Source organism: Bacillota bacterium, from assembly GCA_012839765.1.
Lineage (GTDB): Bacteria > Bacillota > Limnochordia > DUMW01 > DUMW01 > DUMW01.
In genome coordinates, this window is sequence record DUMW01000089.1 from 1 (window position 1) to 16,013 (window position 16,013).

At 54.0% G+C, this 16,013-nt stretch carries 14 protein-coding genes; 13 read left to right on the forward strand and 1 reads right to left on the reverse strand.

The features are described 5' to 3' along the window. Positions 1 to 214 precede the first annotated feature (214 nt). The 13 genes from GXX57_09180 (at position 215) to GXX57_09240 (ending at position 14,667) form a co-directional block, all read left to right on the forward strand. Positions 215 to 1,534 carry a DUF1015 domain-containing protein gene (locus GXX57_09180; GenBank protein HHV44818.1) on the forward strand — a complete coding sequence of 440 codons (1,320 nt, stop codon included), beginning with the start codon at positions 215 to 217 and terminating at the stop codon, positions 1,532 to 1,534. 73 nt (positions 1,535 to 1,607) lie between these two features. Then, positions 1,608 to 2,456 carry a UbiA family prenyltransferase gene (locus GXX57_09185; protein HHV44819.1) on the forward strand — a complete coding sequence of 283 codons (849 nt, stop codon included), beginning with the start codon at positions 1,608 to 1,610 and terminating at the stop codon, positions 2,454 to 2,456. Between the two features lie 112 nt (positions 2,457 to 2,568). Continuing rightward, positions 2,569 to 4,035, forward strand: coding sequence for an IMP dehydrogenase (gene guaB / locus GXX57_09190; protein ID HHV44820.1), 1,467 nt, complete (start codon positions 2,569 to 2,571; stop codon positions 4,033 to 4,035). A 115-nt stretch (positions 4,036 to 4,150) separates the two neighbouring features. After that, positions 4,151 to 4,912 carry a CPBP family intramembrane metalloprotease gene (locus GXX57_09195; GenBank protein ID HHV44821.1) on the forward strand — a complete coding sequence of 254 codons (762 nt, stop codon included), beginning with the start codon at positions 4,151 to 4,153 and terminating at the stop codon, positions 4,910 to 4,912. A gap of 467 nt (positions 4,913 to 5,379) precedes the next feature. Continuing rightward, entirely contained in the window at positions 5,380 to 6,468 is a 1,089-nt protein-coding gene (locus GXX57_09200; GenBank protein ID HHV44822.1) for a hypothetical protein, read from the forward strand. A 348-nt stretch (positions 6,469 to 6,816) separates the two neighbouring features. Continuing rightward, on the forward strand, positions 6,817 to 7,212 hold the full coding sequence (locus tag GXX57_09205) for a hypothetical protein (GenBank protein HHV44823.1): 396 nt from the start codon (positions 6,817 to 6,819) through the stop codon (positions 7,210 to 7,212). A 382-nt stretch (positions 7,213 to 7,594) separates the two neighbouring features. Beyond that, entirely contained in the window at positions 7,595 to 7,783 is a 189-nt protein-coding gene (locus tag GXX57_09210; GenBank protein HHV44824.1) for a hypothetical protein, read from the forward strand. Positions 7,784 to 8,694: 911 nt separating this feature from the next. Further along, positions 8,695 to 9,687, forward strand: coding sequence for a LacI family transcriptional regulator (locus GXX57_09215; protein ID HHV44825.1), 993 nt, complete (start codon positions 8,695 to 8,697; stop codon positions 9,685 to 9,687). Between the two features lie 215 nt (positions 9,688 to 9,902). Beyond that, positions 9,903 to 10,592 carry a hypothetical protein gene (locus GXX57_09220; protein HHV44826.1) on the forward strand — a complete coding sequence of 230 codons (690 nt, stop codon included), beginning with the start codon at positions 9,903 to 9,905 and terminating at the stop codon, positions 10,590 to 10,592. 78 nt (positions 10,593 to 10,670) lie between these two features. Then, positions 10,671 to 10,889, forward strand: a complete 219-nt coding sequence (locus tag GXX57_09225) for a hypothetical protein (GenBank protein HHV44827.1) — start codon at positions 10,671 to 10,673, stop codon at positions 10,887 to 10,889. Positions 10,890 to 10,916: 27 nt separating this feature from the next. After that, entirely contained in the window at positions 10,917 to 11,369 is a 453-nt protein-coding gene (locus tag GXX57_09230; protein ID HHV44828.1) for a hypothetical protein, read from the forward strand. Between the two features lie 16 nt (positions 11,370 to 11,385). Further along, positions 11,386 to 12,702, forward strand: a complete 1,317-nt coding sequence (locus tag GXX57_09235) for an extracellular solute-binding protein (protein ID HHV44829.1) — start codon at positions 11,386 to 11,388, stop codon at positions 12,700 to 12,702. Between the two features lie 84 nt (positions 12,703 to 12,786). Next, positions 12,787 to 14,667: a hypothetical protein gene (locus tag GXX57_09240; GenBank protein ID HHV44830.1), complete on the forward strand. Its 1,881-nt coding sequence runs from the start codon at positions 12,787 to 12,789 to the stop codon at positions 14,665 to 14,667. 148 nt (positions 14,668 to 14,815) lie between these two features. Here the strand turns inward: GXX57_09240 and GXX57_09245 are convergent, their stop codons facing one another. Further along, complete coding sequence (locus tag GXX57_09245; protein ID HHV44831.1) at positions 14,816 to 16,000, reverse strand: acetate kinase; 1,185 nt, start codon at positions 15,998 to 16,000, stop codon at positions 14,816 to 14,818. Between the last annotated feature and the right edge of the window lie 13 nt (positions 16,001 to 16,013).

Genomic DNA, 16,013 nt, shown 5'->3' on the forward strand with positions numbered 1-16,013 from the left:
CAATAGCACCACGGATCTGTATGTGTGAAACAGACAACAGTCTTACTAAACCCTTGGCGTCGCGTCTATAGGGAGGCTGTATGTTCCCATGTCTCTGGCATCTTTGGTCAGTTTATTGGGCTCCGATGAATTTCCTATTCACTAGTCTGCGGGGAAGGAAAAGCATAGCAATTGTCGTACTTTAAACCTATACTAAATATGAAAGGAGCAGGACATGGCAAAGATCTATCCTTTCTATGGTGTAAGATACAATTCCGCACGGGTTGGGGGCTGGTCAGAAGTCACAGCACCGCCCTATGATGTAATCTCCGAGGAGCAACGGGAAGGGTATGCCCGGCGTAGTGCGTACAACGTGGTCCAGCTGATCCTCCCCCAGGGTGAGGGGGATGAGCGATACGCTGCGGCAGCCAAGTACTTCAGGGACTGGTTGGCCGATGGCATCTTGGTCAAAGAAGCAGAACCGGCCATCTACGTTTATTCCCAAAGGTTTCAGGTCGAAGGTGCTACCTACGAACGCACCGGATTCATCTCTATTATTCAACTGGAGCCCTTCGAGAATCGCGTGGTCCTGCCCCACGAGAAAACATTGGCTAAGCCTAAGGAGGATCGGCTGAAGCTGATGCGGGCCTGCATGGCTAACTTGAGCCAGGTCTTCGGTATGTATAGGGATCCCTCCGGGACAGACCAGGCAGTATTCGAAGCGGTCAAGAAGGAAGCTCCCCACGTGTCCTTCACCGATGGGGAAGGGGTTACCCATGCTTTGTGGGTAGTGACGGATCGGGAGCTTATTCGGACGCTACAGGCGCTACTGAAGGATAAGCAAGTGTACATCGCCGATGGGCACCATCGCTATGAAACGGCCCTCAACTTAAGGGCGGAGCTGTCCCAAGCTGGTACTTCAGGCGATGAGGGCTTCAATTATGTCATGATGATGTTTGTTAACACAAATGATCCCGGTATGGTGGTATTACCCACCCATCGGATGGTGCATACTTTACCTGACTGGGATCTTAGCAAGTTCTTGCAGGATGTGGAACGATACTTTACGGTGGAAAAATGGGACGGCTCTATAGAGAGCGAGGTTGGACTGAAGGCTTTTGTGGACGCCTTGGCCAATGGTCAGGCCCGAGGCCAGTGTGTCTTCGGGGTCTACGGGCAGGGGGACGCTTACCTGCTAACGTTGAAGTCCTACCAGGTGATGGCGGAGCTTTATCCCCAGAAGCCCGAAGCCTGGCGGAAACTGGATGTGGCGGTGCTTCATTCGTTGGTGTTTGAAAGGGTCCTAGGGATGACGCAGGAAAGCCAACTGCGCCAGGAACACCTAAGCTACACCCGTAACGCCGCGGAGGTAGTGGCGCAGGTCCAGGCCGGAAGGTACCAATTTGGCGTCTTCACGAACCCCACCCCGTCGGAGGCGGTGAGTGAGGTAGCTAATGCCGGTGAAGTGATGCCTCAGAAGTCGACTTATTACTATCCAAAGCTAGCTAGCGGTCTAGTATTCTATGATCTCAAGGATCGTCTCGCAGATGGATAGAACACCATAAAGAAGGCTTCGGTCCGAAGGAAAGATCCTGTCCCTCGTTCCACAATCATTGGAGGGCTAGGATGTGCAATTGCGGGTGCTCCTGAGCATGGTCAAACTGGAACATGCCCTGTTTTCATTGCCCTTTGCGTATTTGGGGGCGATTTTGGGGACGAAGGGAATGCCGACTAACCACCACCTGTTCTGGCTCAGTGTGGCCATGCTAGGGGCCCACAGTGCGGGGATGGCATTCAACCGCCTGGTGGATCACCAGTTTGATGCCTTGAATCCCCGTACCCAAGACCGGGCCTTGCCCCAGGGCCGGGTCAGCCGACGGGCCGTTTACTGGTTTTTGGTTTTCAACCTGGGGATATTCGTTACCGCCGCGGGCTTCTTGAATCGGCTTTGCCTGATCCTGTCCCCCGTTGCCATCCTGGCCCTGCTGCTTTATTCCTATACCAAACGTTTCACCTACCTATGCCACTTCTGGCTGGGTTTTGTGTTGGCCTTAGCACCGGTGGGTGGGTGGCTCGGGGTGATTGGCACCCTACAGCTGCCGCCGATCCTGTTGGGACTGGCTATTTGCCTTTGGGTGGCTGGGTTTGATATTATCTACCAAAGTGCCGATGTGGCCTTCGATGCTCGGATCGGCCTTTTTTCCATCCCCCGCTGCTTTGGGATCTGTCCCAGCATGAGACTGGTCCTCTGTTTGCACGTCTTGGCGGTCATTTTGTTCCTCTTAGTGGGGGTTACCGCCCAATTAGGGGTCTGGTATTACCTAGGACTTCTCCTTGTCTTAGGGATCTTCATTATAGAGGCCAAAATGATCCTCAAGGAGACCCGTGGTAGCTTTCTTCCTGCCTTCGACCTGAACTTAGTTGTGAGTCTGGTGCTCTTGGCCTTTACCATCGTGGACTTATACATGGCTGCTTAACGAAAGAACCCTGATCGCGCTTCACCTCCTTTACTTGCATCTCCTTCCAGGAGAATAGTATAATTGAGGCATTACTAATCTTCTGCAGATATGGAAACTGGGAGTGGGAGCTATGGATTATGGTATGAAATTTGGTAAAGAGGGCTTGACCTTTGACGACGTCTTGCTACAACCGGCCAGGTCCGAAGTCTTACCCCACGAGGTGGACACCAAGACCCGATTGACTGCTAGGATCACCCTGAATATTCCCTTGATGAGTGCCGCCATGGATACAGTAACCGAGGCGCGTTTGGCCATCGCCTTGGCCCGGGAGGGGGGCATTGGGATCATTCACAAGAACATGAGCATTGAGGAGCAAGCCGGCGAGGTGGACAAGGTCAAACGGAGTGAAAGCGGCGTCATTGTGGATCCCATCTACCTGTCCCCGGATCACACCCTCCACGATGCCTTGGAGATTATGGCCCGATACCATATTTCCGGTGTTCCCATTACCCGAGACGGCAAACTTGTAGGGATTCTTACCAACCGCGATCTCAAGTTCGAAGAGAACTTCGACCAGCGGATTGGTGATGTGATGACCAAGGACAACCTTATTACGGCACCCGTGGGGACAACCCTGGAGGAGGCCAAAAGGATTCTGCACAAGCATCGCATCGAGAAGCTCCCCCTGGTGGACGAGGAGTTCAACTTGAAGGGCCTCATTACCATCAAGGACATTGAAAAGGCGATCCAGTATCCTAACGCAGCCAAGGATGAAAAGGGACGGCTGCGGGTGGGAGCGGCCATCGGAGTAGGTAATGATGCCTTGGAACGGGCAGCGGCTTTGGTGGAAGCGGGAGTGGATGTGCTCTGCATCGATACGGCCCATGCCCATTCCACTAAGGTGTTGCAGATGGCAGAGAAGGTCCGGAGTATCTACGGTGAGCGGGTGGATCTCATCGTGGGCAATGTGGCCACCGCGGAGGCTACCCGGGATGTGATCGCGGCGGGAGCCGATGCGGTGAAGGTGGGGATTGGTCCTGGTTCCATTTGTACCACCCGGGTGGTGGCCGGTGTGGGAGTACCCCAGTTGACGGCCGTCTTTGAGTGTGCTCGCGCTGCCAAGGAGCACGGGATTCCCATCATCGCGGATGGCGGTATCCGGTACTCTGGTGACATCGTCAAGGCCTTGGGCGCCGGGGCCGATGTGATTATGCTGGGCAACCTCTTTGCCGGAACCGAGGAAAGTCCCGGCGAGACCCTGATTTACCAAGGGCGCAGCTTCAAGGTATATCGGGGGATGGGTTCTTTGGGGGCCATGGCCGCGGGCAGCAAGGACCGCTACTTCCAGGAAGATGCCCGGAAATTTGTGCCCGAAGGCATCGAGGGCCGGGTACCCTACAAGGGCACTGTCAGTGATACGGTTTACCAGTTGATCGGTGGCTTGCGAGCGGGAATGGGCTACTGTGGAGCCAAGGACATACCGGAACTGCAGGAGAAGGCTACCTTCATTCGGATTACCCCTGCCACTGTGCGGGAAAACCACCCCCACGACGTGCACATTACCAAAGAAGCACCGAACTATCACTCTTACCTATGATGTCGATCACCCCGAGGACCGAAGTCCTCGGGGTTAAGTTTATGGTCTTGGGCGGTGATCCGTCGGAATACATATCTATTAGACAGGTACTTTCCATTGGGGGAGGGGGAGGGTAATGGCCCGGACACGCTCAACCTTCTGGATCATCGCGGGTATATTCATTCTAAGCATGTTGATCCTACCGCTGGTCACACGCTTCATCACTGAAAGGATCCTTTTATGGGCCAAACCGGAATTGGAGGTCCAAGAGCTTGGTGGTTGGGTGTTGATCTCCTCCCTATTGATACAGGAGCTCTCCCTCATCCTGGGCAGCTTGTGGGGATTGGGGGTCCTGGCCCTGCCGCCCTACCGGGGGGTTGGGCATCCTAAGGGGCAGAGTTTTCTTAAGATGGGGATTGGATATGGTCTGCTGTTTACGGTGGTAAATCTGGCGGTGGTGCGGCTCACTTTGGAGTTTCTCTACCGCATCACTTACCGTTTAACTGGCTCTACCCAAATGGTGACCGAGTGGTTAAACCGGGAGCAACAGATGTCCGCGCGGCTTGTGGATCTGAGCTTGCCTTTACCCCAATTGGTGGCCATCGTGTGCCTTGTGGTGTTCATCGTCCCCTGGGCCGAGGAGCTCTTCTTTCGGGGGTTAGTCTTTGGTTCCATCAGACAGCGCTACGGCTCTGTGGTGGCCAAGGTTACCAGCGGACTGCTTTTTGCCTTTGCCCATATGTATATTATCAACTTCCCGTCGGTGTTAGTGCTGGGCATACTCTTGGCGTCTATTTACGAACGGACCCAAAGTCTTGTTCCCCCGGTGGTGGCCCATGCAACATATAACGGTGTGGCTGTGGCCCTGCTTATCCTGCATTCCTTCATTGGCGTGTAAGGATGTAACCAAGTGGGAAGTCTTAGCCTAGATTCCTGCTTGGTGCTGATGTCACAAACCGGCAGGTTTTCCCCATGAACGGTGCACAAACCCAAAGACCCCCTTGTCTGTGCGGTGATATACTCTTTACAAGGAAAGGACTACCCCAAGCCATGGAGAATAAAGTGTTGACGCATCCAGTATGAATAGGCTGCTTCATTTTCTACCCTGGGGAGCAACCTTTCCCTTTGAGAAAGACCATGATTCCTACCGTGGAATTCCCAAAGCTGTGTGGAGTATGGCGAGTTCAAGGTGGCCTTTGTCGATGGGGACAAGCTGTCGCTTTGCCCTTTGGTGTGGGCGTGTCCAGGGTGAAGGGTTCTCTCATGTTTACGGCTGACCAGGTGGTGGTGAAAGGGTAGAACTAGTAAAACCAGGGACAAGTTCACTTCAAAACGATACGCTGAAATATATTAGGGGGAGATAAAGTGTTAGTGGATCGGGAGTATTTCCTGGACTACATGACTTACAAAAGACCGCTGAAACCGATATTTATCGAGATTTTCGGCCTTTTGGTGGGATTGGATCAAGAATGGGCAGCCCAAGGGGCGACGCCCGAGGAGATCAGCCTTGAGGCGTTCGACTTAGATCGGATCAAGACCTTTAGGATTCCGACCAACACCCGGATCTTGAACGGGTTTAAAGAGGAAGTTCTAGAAGAAACCGACGAGTATATCATCCGTCGGGACAAGATGGGCAGAACCTTGAAGCTCTGTAAGGATTATGCCACCATCCCCCTGCCCATGGATTTCCCCGTGCGGAATATGGAGGACTGGGAGCGCATAAAACCGGAATTCCTTTATTCCCCCGAACGCCTGGCCCAGGATTGGCTGGCCAAGACCAAAGCCGCAAAACAGGAGGGGGCTGTAATCTTCTTCAGTATGCCGGGAGGTTTTGATATCATCCGGGATCTGATGGGGTGTGAGAATGCCTGTCTGGCCTTTTACGAACAGCCGGAACTGGTGGAAGATATCCTCAAGACCGTTGGCGATACGGTGGCCAAACTGGCGGAAGAAGTGCTGGCCCAGGTGTCCATTGATGTGTTAGACATGCACGAAGATTTTGCGGGACGCAGTGGTCCCCTAATTGGACCAAACCTTTTCAACAAGTACCTCAAGCCCTACTATCGCCGGATCTGGGATATGGTGTCCGCCCAGGGTACTCCCCTGTTCCGAGTAGATTCCGACGGCAACCTGAACCCGATCCTGGATGCCCTTATGGATGCGGGAGTGAACTTCATCTATCCCTGTGAAGCCCGAGCAGAGATGGATGTGGTGGCACTGCGGAAGAAATATGGGTGTGAGCTTAGGCTGCTGGGCGGTATTGATAAGACGGCCTTGCGGGGGAACAAGGAAGATATTGACCGGGAGCTACAAAGCAAATTGCCCTACATGATTAACAGCGGTGGCTATATTATCGGTTTGGACCATCGTATCCCCAACGGCGTGCCCGTGGAGAATTACCGGTACTACGTACGGCGGGTCCGGGAGATGATCGAGGAACACTTCCGCGCCTAGTAGGGGTTCACGGTTCCTTGCGGGTTTCAACAGCCATCATCCTTCCCCTCTGGGAAGGATGATGGCTGTATTTTCATCTCGCAGCAAAACTCCAAAGCTGGAAAAAACACAAAAAAAGTCGATTGGCGCGAAGGAATTTCCGTTGTCGATAGGTAACATATGAACCAGGTGATTTGGCTGCGAGAATAGTATCTGAAGAACGGGTTTCGGCCGGTGGACGAGATTTGTCTCCTTTGATGCGCGGAACGCCCATAGTGTTGTGCCAGGCAAAACGGGAAAGCTTTTCGTGGAACCAGGCGGATGATTGCGGCAGGAGCGTGGTCCTAAACAAGAGTGGAGGCGTGGTCCATGTCCAACGAAGTTCCCTACGTTGAGTATTTGCCTGAAGAGGAAGAGTTCTGTTCCGGCCAATGTGATCTTTGCGAAGAGGTGGCGTGCCTTGCCTACGTAGTTCCTCCTCCCGAACCCTGTGGAACGTGCCATGAGGATGTGGATTTCACCGAGGAAACCACCACTTTATGTGCCGTCTGTCAACGGGTCCTGCACGGGCACTGTGCCAAAAGGGTGGACGATCCCACGGGCATAGAGGTGGACCTATGTCATGATTGCTATGTAAAGTTTGAACGGAAGGAAATCCTGAAACAGTGCGGCGAATGTCAAAGATATTCTGTCCTTACCTTCGAAACCAGTGAAGGAACCCGTTGCTCCGAGTGTATGTGTTGGGAAGACTCACTACCCTTCTAGGCTCATATCTCACCCGACGGGGTTGAGCAGTGAGCAAGGTACGTCCTTAGGTCAGGCGATGGGGCGTTCGTACTTCTTGCTGTAGCTTAGGTGGGGTGTGGATGAGGCCATTGGCTTTTGGTTGTGTCAGCTGGTTTTGCCCTCGGGAAGGATCTTATTGGTGATATGGGGAGTATTTGAGCAGGAAGGGATTGGGAAGAAGCAGGACGGATCTTAAACACAGTCGTGGGTAAGTGGGTTGAGGATAGGCTGTTCTCCTGGCAGCGGTATCAGTTCGTGGAAAAGCTTGAGCGGATTGGCAATTCATACAGAGCCGGAACACTGGGTGATGGTTGTTGCGTAAGCCTAGATAGAACAGTTACAGCCCTAAGGAGGGCTGACCATGAATCCATGGCTGAAGTTGATTGAGACCGTTGTTTGCTTGCGCCTTACGGCCCCGGCACGAAAGGCCCTGTATCGCGGTGATTGGGATACGGTTGTAGCAGAGTGGAAGACCCTCTTTGCCGCTGCGGCCACCGTTTTACCTTTGGTGGCCATCCATCCCGCTGTGGATTCTTATTGTACCCCGTAGGACGATTCTATGCGAAGATATTTCTTTAAAAAGAAAAAGTCGGGTTGGGGTTCTGTTGTAAGAACCCTAGCCAAGGGAAGGGGAGCCGCGGCCTCCTGTTTCCTGCGGTAACGGCTCCGGGATGAATAGTTGACGATGTCCCTATGGGAGTAGCGATAAGCTTGTTTAACGTGGCGCGGGACAATGGTGTATTCTTCTTCGTCTAAGCAACCCGACAGGGGCCGCATGGTGTGTTTCGCCAAATGTGGCCCGTCGGGCTTTCTATTTCCCGGGGTTGCGCTCGCTATACACTATCGTGGGACAAATCGAGAGGATGGTGGAAAGTCACCATCCCTTTTCATATCCTTCCTGCTCATCCAAAGGCCAGGTTTTTGGGTGAAAGCGTGCGAGTCTTCCCGCTGCTTGCGTTTCCCTCTGGGTGAAGTGTGCCGTTTCTAGCCCACCACAACCACCTTCTATTCGACATGTGGTTGTTCACCTTTTTACTCAACAAGTTACGCAACTGCTTGCTCAAAGATCCTGTTGTTTTCGTCGAAATGCGCATCGGGACATTGCTCTAGTTTGCCGGTTAACCAATCCCTGGTTCCTTTCCTTGCGCGGAGGAAGGGTCGGCTAGTCCGCGTGGTTATGGCCATAGAGAATGATATGGGTGACGGTTGTCGATAATCCGGCGCCAGTGGAGTAGAGGCGTTAACCACATAGAAAGCATTGTTTAGTTGTCAAAGCTTGACAAAACACGGGATGTGAGTTATCCTAGAATTACTAAACAATAAACGAAATTCATGTGGATCTTGATTAGTCTTTTTCTCATCTTGAACGGCATACATCGCGAGTGAAACGTGTTCTTGGGGGTTTCGGTAGGAGACAGGAAGGTGAAACTTTGGTGCTGTGCCGTCGGGAGGTGCGATCAGTTGGAAAACAGCCGTGTTACTATCCGCGACATTGCCAGACTGGTGGGGACTTCCACGGGGACCGTATCCAGGGCGTTGAACGATAAAGAAGGTGTCGGTGAGGAACTGCGGAACCGGATTAAAGCCATCGCGAAGGAGTATGGGTATGTGCCGCGAAGGCAAATCCAAAGGGAAGTCATGTTAGTTTGGCCTTTGACCCATACCCCGGTCACCAGTTCCTACATCCGGGGCCTGGAGGTGTTGCAGCGGGGCTTGAATGACAATCAGTGCGTCATGCTCAGCACCTATAAGCTGGATCCCCAAAGTCAAATTAGGATTATGCGCAACAGGGATCTGGCGGCGGTGATCTATTTCTGCTGTGCCCCCGAGCAACGGATCTTGCAGATGGCCATGCGCTCCCAAATCCCTCTTGTCCTCATTCACTGGGAATCCTCTCATCCCTACGTTGCTTCCTTTGTTTCCGACGATTTCAACGGTGGATACATGGCTACCAAACACTTACTGGATGAAGGACGCAGGAAAGTTGCGTTTGTCGGTCCCATCAAGGATTATTCTCCACGTTTACGCTGGGAGGGCTTTTGCCAAGCCCTGGGCGAGGCCGGTTTGGAACCCTTACGCTGGGACGACACGGTGTTGCGTCCCCAGGAGCTAGTAGAGCAATTGAGAGAGAATGGAGTGGACGGGGTTTTCGCCTGGCATGACCATACGGCTCAGCTGCTCATGGAAGCCTTTGCCTTTCATGGTATCACCATTCCCGATAACATCGCCGTCGTGGGCTATAACGACGTGGCCTCGGTGGTTGAGAAGACAGTGCCCCCCTTAACCTCGGTATATTGGCCCATCGATCAAGCCTGTGCCTGGGCCATTGAATATCTTGACCAGTGTTTTAATCGAAAAGTGCCGCCGCGGCCGATGAAAGTGAAGATTATGCCTGAACTTGTGATCCGCGACTCCTCTCGGGCCAAGAGGGAGTCTTCGTCAGTGATTTCCTAGGAGGGGGTGAGATCAGAGAGGGGGGACATAGCAGGGTGTGGAGACTGGGATTACCCGTGTGAGGGCTGCCTTCATCGAGACAGATTACAGTGTTTTTTGGATGAATGTAAATTAACTGTATTAGCGAGGCACTCATCGTGTTGGGTTTTTCGGGGCCAAGCAGGGACTCGAAGGGGATATACCAATCTACTTTCAACAATGAGGGAGGATGAGCGATGAAACGCTACTCTTGGGCAGTCATTTTATTCCTATTGTGTGTAGCTTGGGCAGCCGCCAGTGCTGAAGAAGCGCAGGTTGTATTCTTCCAGTCCTTTGACGAAGGTGTGCAGGTAGGAGAAAAACCGTTGAACGTTGGTAGTCTGGCCGCGTGGGCCGTGGTGGAGTACCCCGAGGGTTCCGGTAACTATTGTCTACAGGCCACTGTTTCCCACCAGAACTTGCATCTGGTCTTCGACCAGCCCGTACAGATCAAGCCGGGACGCGAGGTGGTGGTGACCTTGAAGTACTGCGCAACGGGTCAGTTCAATAACCAGTACATCGAGGGCAACTTCTGGCTGATGAGCAGCCAGTACGGCTATGGTGTGCGCCATCGTCTGCTGAATCCCAACGGGGGTGGCGCGCGGTTTACCAAGATTAACGGGGCCTGGCACTCCTATGAGACCATCACCGATTGGGTGATGACCCCAGGAAGGGATTGGGGCCAGTGGGGTTCCCTACAGCTGGTTTGGGCCTATGACACCCTGGAGGTATATGTGGACGGCTATCTATGCGATTCCATTACCGTGGACAGTTATCTGGATGAAACCATTGACCGATTGGTAATCTGGAACTATTGGCGGGCGCAGGATACGGTGGATGGTATCTACTATGATGATGTGAAGGTAGAGGTAATCGATCGGTTGTGAGTTAAGGGCAGAATTGTCCCGTGTCCCTGTAAGTCCTAGACTGGCCCCAATAAACTAAGTCTAGAAAGGAGGAGCACGATGCGACGGCACCACTTGCTAGTTTTCCTTACCTTGTTGCTTTGTGCAGGTTGTTTCCTCGGTGTGCCCAAGGACAGGGTGTTAGTTTTCGAAGACTTTGACCATGGAGCACAGGTGGGAGAAGGTGTGCTGCGCTATGGTTCCACTGCGCAGTGGGAGATCGTGGAATATCCGGAGGGCTCAGGTAACTATTGTCTAAGACCGAAGGACCACAATTAGCACTTGGGTCTTGCCTTGGACCTCCCGGTGAAACCGAAGAAGGGGCGCCAGATTGTGGTAACCCTCAAGTATGCCGCCGTTGCTCCGGACCTTACCGGCTCCTACCATGCGGATATTTACCTTGCCCTAATGAACACCCAATATGGCTACGGTGTCCGCCACCACGTCTTCTACAGCGGCGCCGACCGAGTTATGTTCTTCCGAGCCAACGGGGCTTGGCATACCCGGGTGGACTTCAACGACAGTAGCACTAACATCCCTGAGTATATCCAGCCGGAGTGGAGAAGGGTAAAACTGGTCTGGGAATATGACACCATCTCTTTCTACCTCGAGGATGAACTGATCGCGAGCATCACCGACGACACCCATGTGGATGAGACCATTGATCGGCTCAACCTATGGTATTGGAAGTCCGGGACAACAAACGTGGAGGCCATCTATTTTGACGACATCCAGGTACAGATGATTAACAGAATCTAACAAGGGAGGATGACTGGTGAAAAAGACCGGTTTAAGGCTTTTTTCGGTGGTAGCTGTTTGGACCCTATTGGTGATTCTCGCCCTTCCAGCCTTTGCCCAGGAAAAATTGGTGATTCTGGTGCGGAATCAGCCCCACGACATCAATCTGGACATGGTCCGGGAGTTTGAGGAACAGTATGGTATCGAGGTGGAGCTTGTCCGGGCCCATTGGAACGAAATGGACTCTTCACTCTTCATGCGGATTGCGGCCAATCTGCAGGTGGACCTGATCTTTGAGATGTCTGTTTACGAGTGGGCTGCCTATGCCAATAAGGGGCTGTTTCAGGATCTTACTCCCTTCTTGGAGAAGGATCCCTTTGACACCAGCGACCTTTTGCCCCTGTGGGACGGCATGTGGATCGGTGAGGGATTGTATGGTGTGGCCATTAACACCACCTTGGGAGCGACCGTCCAGTATAACGCCACCCTCTTTGAGGAAGCAGGCTTACCCATGCCTCCCCTGGATTTCCATGATACCAGTTGGAATTGGGAGACCTTCATTGATTATGGGAAGAAACTAACCCGGCAGAATGCCGACGGTTACTACACCCAATTTGGTATCCATTCGGTGGACTATGAGTCTGCGGTGATGAACTATCCCGGGGCTACCTTCTTCACCGCTGAGCCCTACGGGGAGGCGATCAAAATCGTCTTCGATACGCCCGCCAACCGGGAAGTGTTTGACATGATCACTTCCCTCCGCCGGGAGCTGCAAATTAGTCCTAGCCTAGGGGTTAACCATACGGGACCCCGCAGCTTGGCCTGGGATCCCTGGCGGGATTCGGGACAGATCGGGATGACCGCGGTACCGGCTAATCTGCAAGCCTTCAGCACAACCCACCAGTGGGGCTTGGCACCTTTCCCCCACATGGGCCCCACCAGGGAACCCACCGTTGCCTGGGTGAACTGGGTAGCCATGCTCGCAGAACCCATCGCTAAAAACCAGGAGGCCGCCTGGCAGTTCATCAAATTCATGATGGAAACAGAGCATGAGGTGCGGCCGGGATTGCCGGGAGTGCGCCAGTCCAACTGGCTAAGGCATCTGGAGGAGATCGTAAACAGTGGCCTGTACCATCATTCCTACAACGAACTAGCGGAGTTCGTGGCCATTTGCCTGAATCAGTTTACAATACCTACTCCCAGGTACTATGTCCCGGGCTATGGAGATGCGGTGCGGATCATGGACCAGATCCGGGATCAGATTAGCGCCGGGGAACTGTCGGTGGCGGAAGGTTTGCAGCAGGCGGAGCTACAGATGAACCTGATTGTTCAAGACTATATCGACAGTCTCTAGGTGAGCTTACCAGTGGTGGGGCGTCGGCTTTCCAGACCGGCGCCCGCCCAAGACACCGAAACTGATTTCCACGGAGGTACGAAGATGACGCGCTTTATGGCCATATTGTTGCTTATCCTTCTTTTGAAAGTGTCCCCGGTGGCAGCCGCGACCACTCCGGTCTTGCCTAAGTTAGATCCGGTGGACCTTGGTACCCTCCGCCGGGACACCATCGATTTCACTCCCCTGGAGCTAGAGCGAAATGTCCTCCGGTACTATCTGGGTTTGGAAGAGGCGGTGAACCGCATGGCAGATTCCGGGGAGTACCTGGGTTGGACCAGGATTCCTTCTCGGAATGATGAGCCCTACAATGCCCGGAACCAGGAATTGCTTTTGCTTTACAGCTACTTCTTCACCGCGGATCGGCCCTGGAACCAGTATTACATGGACGAGGCCCTACTGAAACGGATCGAGGCGGGGCTGTTGTATTGGACTTCCCTTCAGACAGAACTGGGGGGTTTTTGCCAGTGGTCACCTACGGCGGGACAGTACGAACAGTGGTGTGTTGCCGCGTTGAACATGGAGCGGATCCTGCTGGGATATAAATTGTTGAAAGAGGCGGGGATTGAGCTTGCTCCCGAGGTGGAGGTCGCCTTTTACGATACCTGCAAGCGGGCGGTGGACTTTCTCTTAGCCCATCCCACCAATAACCGGTCCTGTGCTAACCAGATGGCCGGCGGCATGGTGGCGGTGGCCATGTTCATTGATGTGTTTGGGGAGACCCACCTACGGGATCAGTTGGATGAGATGATTGGGGCCTTTTTCGAAGTGGCCCAGAGTCCCGCGGGATACTACTACGAAGCGATGGGACCGTGTCTTGCCTACGGGTTTCACGTTACCGACGGTTCCCTGCGGACCCTTTATCTTATGACTAAGGATCCGCGGATCCTCGAAGGACACCGGGCCTTCTACCGGTTCATGTCCTACAACATGCTGTGGGAGCCTGCGGGCAATGGGTTTATCAATAACCGTTCCCTCTCCTCCCGGCAGGAGTTTCCCACCTACACACCGGGGTTACGGGCTTGGTATGATGAGATCCCTTTGGCTGCGGCCTTCGGCAAACCGGCCACTGCTCTGCCTTCACCCACGGAACTGCAGAACCCGCTGCGTTTTGCCACTCCCCGGCAAGTCTTCGGTCCCACCGGGATCTGGCGGCCGCTCACCATCAACTGGGGAAGTCCCGGAGATATCCTTGCGCTCCTAACCCATGGGGAATACGCGCTTACCCCGGAGATGGTGGCGGAGCAGCGTCAGGAGCTGCCCTATCTAAAAAGCGATCGCTTCACGGTGTTCTTGCATGATCCCCAGGAGAACGCCGAGTTTCTCTATGTGCGCCGTCCCGACTACTACTTTAGCTTCGCTGGGGGCAGACGGCGGGAGAACCAGCGCATGGGCCCAGCCTCCCTTTGGCATCCGCAGCTGGGTACCATCCTCTGGTCTAGTCGTATTGATCAGCCCAACATGGCCTGGAGCACCTGGAGCGATGTCTTCGGTGTAGAAAGGGCCCTGGAGGAATTCGATATTATCACCGAGTACTTTACGGTATCGGGGGAAAAGGTGGCCAATCCTGAAGCAACCTCGGATTTCCACGGGTTCACATACTACGTACCCGGTGCCGCGGTGTCGGCGGTGAAGACGGTGCGGTTTGCCGAAAGGGAAGTAACCTTCCAGGTGACTGCCCGCGGCAGCCTCAGGGAAACGGTGCCCCTCTTGGTGGCCGAGGGGGATGATGTGGTTTTGGAAGGGATACCCGGGGCCTATGAACTACGGTACCTACGGGGAGGCGAGGTAGTCTTCCGGATCCAGTTCGACGGTGCCCTGGAATGTTCCCTCAGGGACACGGGAGACAGCTACTTAGGCAAGCGCCTCAAGGTGGTTACGCTATGGGCCCAGGATGAGCTGAACTATACCGTTCAGTTCGATTGATCCCATCGGTGCATGGACCTGGGTAACAAAGGGGGAAACCAGGAAGTTTCAGTAGACTGAAGATTGTACAAGGGGGAGCTAGGAAAGGGGCTTGGCAGGACCGATGGGTCCAGGCCAAGCCCCTTTCGCTGGAAATGATTCTTGCCAATCAGGATTGATTGACCAAAAGGTATGTTTCCCGGGCGATGACCAGTTCTTCGTCGGTGGGGATCACCAGGACGCTGACTGGACCATGATCGGGGGAAATCAGGCAATCCTTTGCGGCTTCCCGATTGCGCTCAGGATCGATCATGATCCCCAAAAACTCAAGACCTGCACAGATCTGTGTCCGCAGGGTGGGGGACTTTTCTCCTAGGCCGCCGCTGAAGACTAAAACATCGATACCCCCCATTGCCGCCGCATAGGCCCCGATATACTTCCGGCATCGATGGGTGAAGGCTTCGATCGCCAGCTGGGCCTGGCGATGACCCGCCCGGGCTGCGGCCTCTACTTCCCGCATGTCATTGCTCACCTGGGAGATGCCCAGCCAGCCTGATTCCCTGTTCAAGATCTCGTCCATCTGCTGGGGGGTGAGTCCTTCCTTGCGCATGAGATAGGTCACCGCCAAGGGATCGATGTCTCCGCAGCGGGTGGACTGGATCAATCCTTCGGTGGGAGTCAGTCCCGTACTTACTTCCACAGACTTCCCGCCTTTACAGGCATTGGCGGTGCAGCCGCTACCTAACATCAGGGAGACGATCTTCAGTTCCTCCAAGGGACGACCCAAAAGTTCTGCGGCCCGGGAGGTCATGTAATGGAAGGTGATCCCGTGAAACCCGTACTTCCGTACCCGATACTTTTCATAATACCGGTAAGGGATCCCGTACAGATATGCGCTGGGAGCGAGGGTCTGGTTGAAGGCACTGTCGAAGACCCCCACCTGGGGTACTCCGGGAAAGAATTCTTCGCAAAGGCGAATGCCAAGGAGGTTCGGCGGATTATGTAAGGGGGCCAGCTCCGCATATTTCTCCAATGCGGCCTTCAGTCCTGCGTCCACGAAGGAGGGCTGGTAGTAGTCCTCGCCGCCGTGGACCAGGCGATGTCCGATCACATCGATGGTTCCAAGATCACCAAATTCCTTCGCTAGGATGTCGAGGGCAAACTGCAGTCCTGCCCGATGATCGGGGATGTCCAGTACCTGCTCGTATGTCTTCTCCTGGGAAGAGATCTCCACGGCGGCATCGGCCTTGCCCAATCTGGAGACGGAACCCTGGATGACCACCGTTTCTTCGGGCAGGTCGAAGACCTTGAACTTGATGGATGAACCGCCGCAATTGAGTACGAAGATGCGCATGAGAGCCTCCTCC

Coding starts and splice junctions, on each gene's coding strand:
- GXX57_09180 (HHV44818.1), top strand. CDS start 215: ATGGCAAAGATCTATCCTTTCTATGGTGTAAGATACAATTCCGCACGG.
- guaB (HHV44820.1), top strand. CDS start 2,569: ATGGATTATGGTATGAAATTTGGTAAAGAGGGCTTGACCTTTGACGAC.
- GXX57_09195 (HHV44821.1), top strand. CDS start 4,151: ATGGCCCGGACACGCTCAACCTTCTGGATCATCGCGGGTATATTCATT.
- GXX57_09205 (HHV44823.1), top strand. CDS start 6,817: ATGTCCAACGAAGTTCCCTACGTTGAGTATTTGCCTGAAGAGGAAGAG.
- GXX57_09210 (HHV44824.1), top strand. CDS start 7,595: ATGAATCCATGGCTGAAGTTGATTGAGACCGTTGTTTGCTTGCGCCTT.
- GXX57_09220 (HHV44826.1), top strand. CDS start 9,903: ATGAAACGCTACTCTTGGGCAGTCATTTTATTCCTATTGTGTGTAGCT.
- GXX57_09225 (HHV44827.1), top strand. CDS start 10,671: ATGCGACGGCACCACTTGCTAGTTTTCCTTACCTTGTTGCTTTGTGCA.
- GXX57_09240 (HHV44830.1), top strand. CDS start 12,787: ATGACGCGCTTTATGGCCATATTGTTGCTTATCCTTCTTTTGAAAGTG.
- GXX57_09245 (HHV44831.1), bottom strand. CDS start 16,000: ATGCGCATCTTCGTACTCAATTGCGGCGGTTCATCCATCAAGTTCAAG.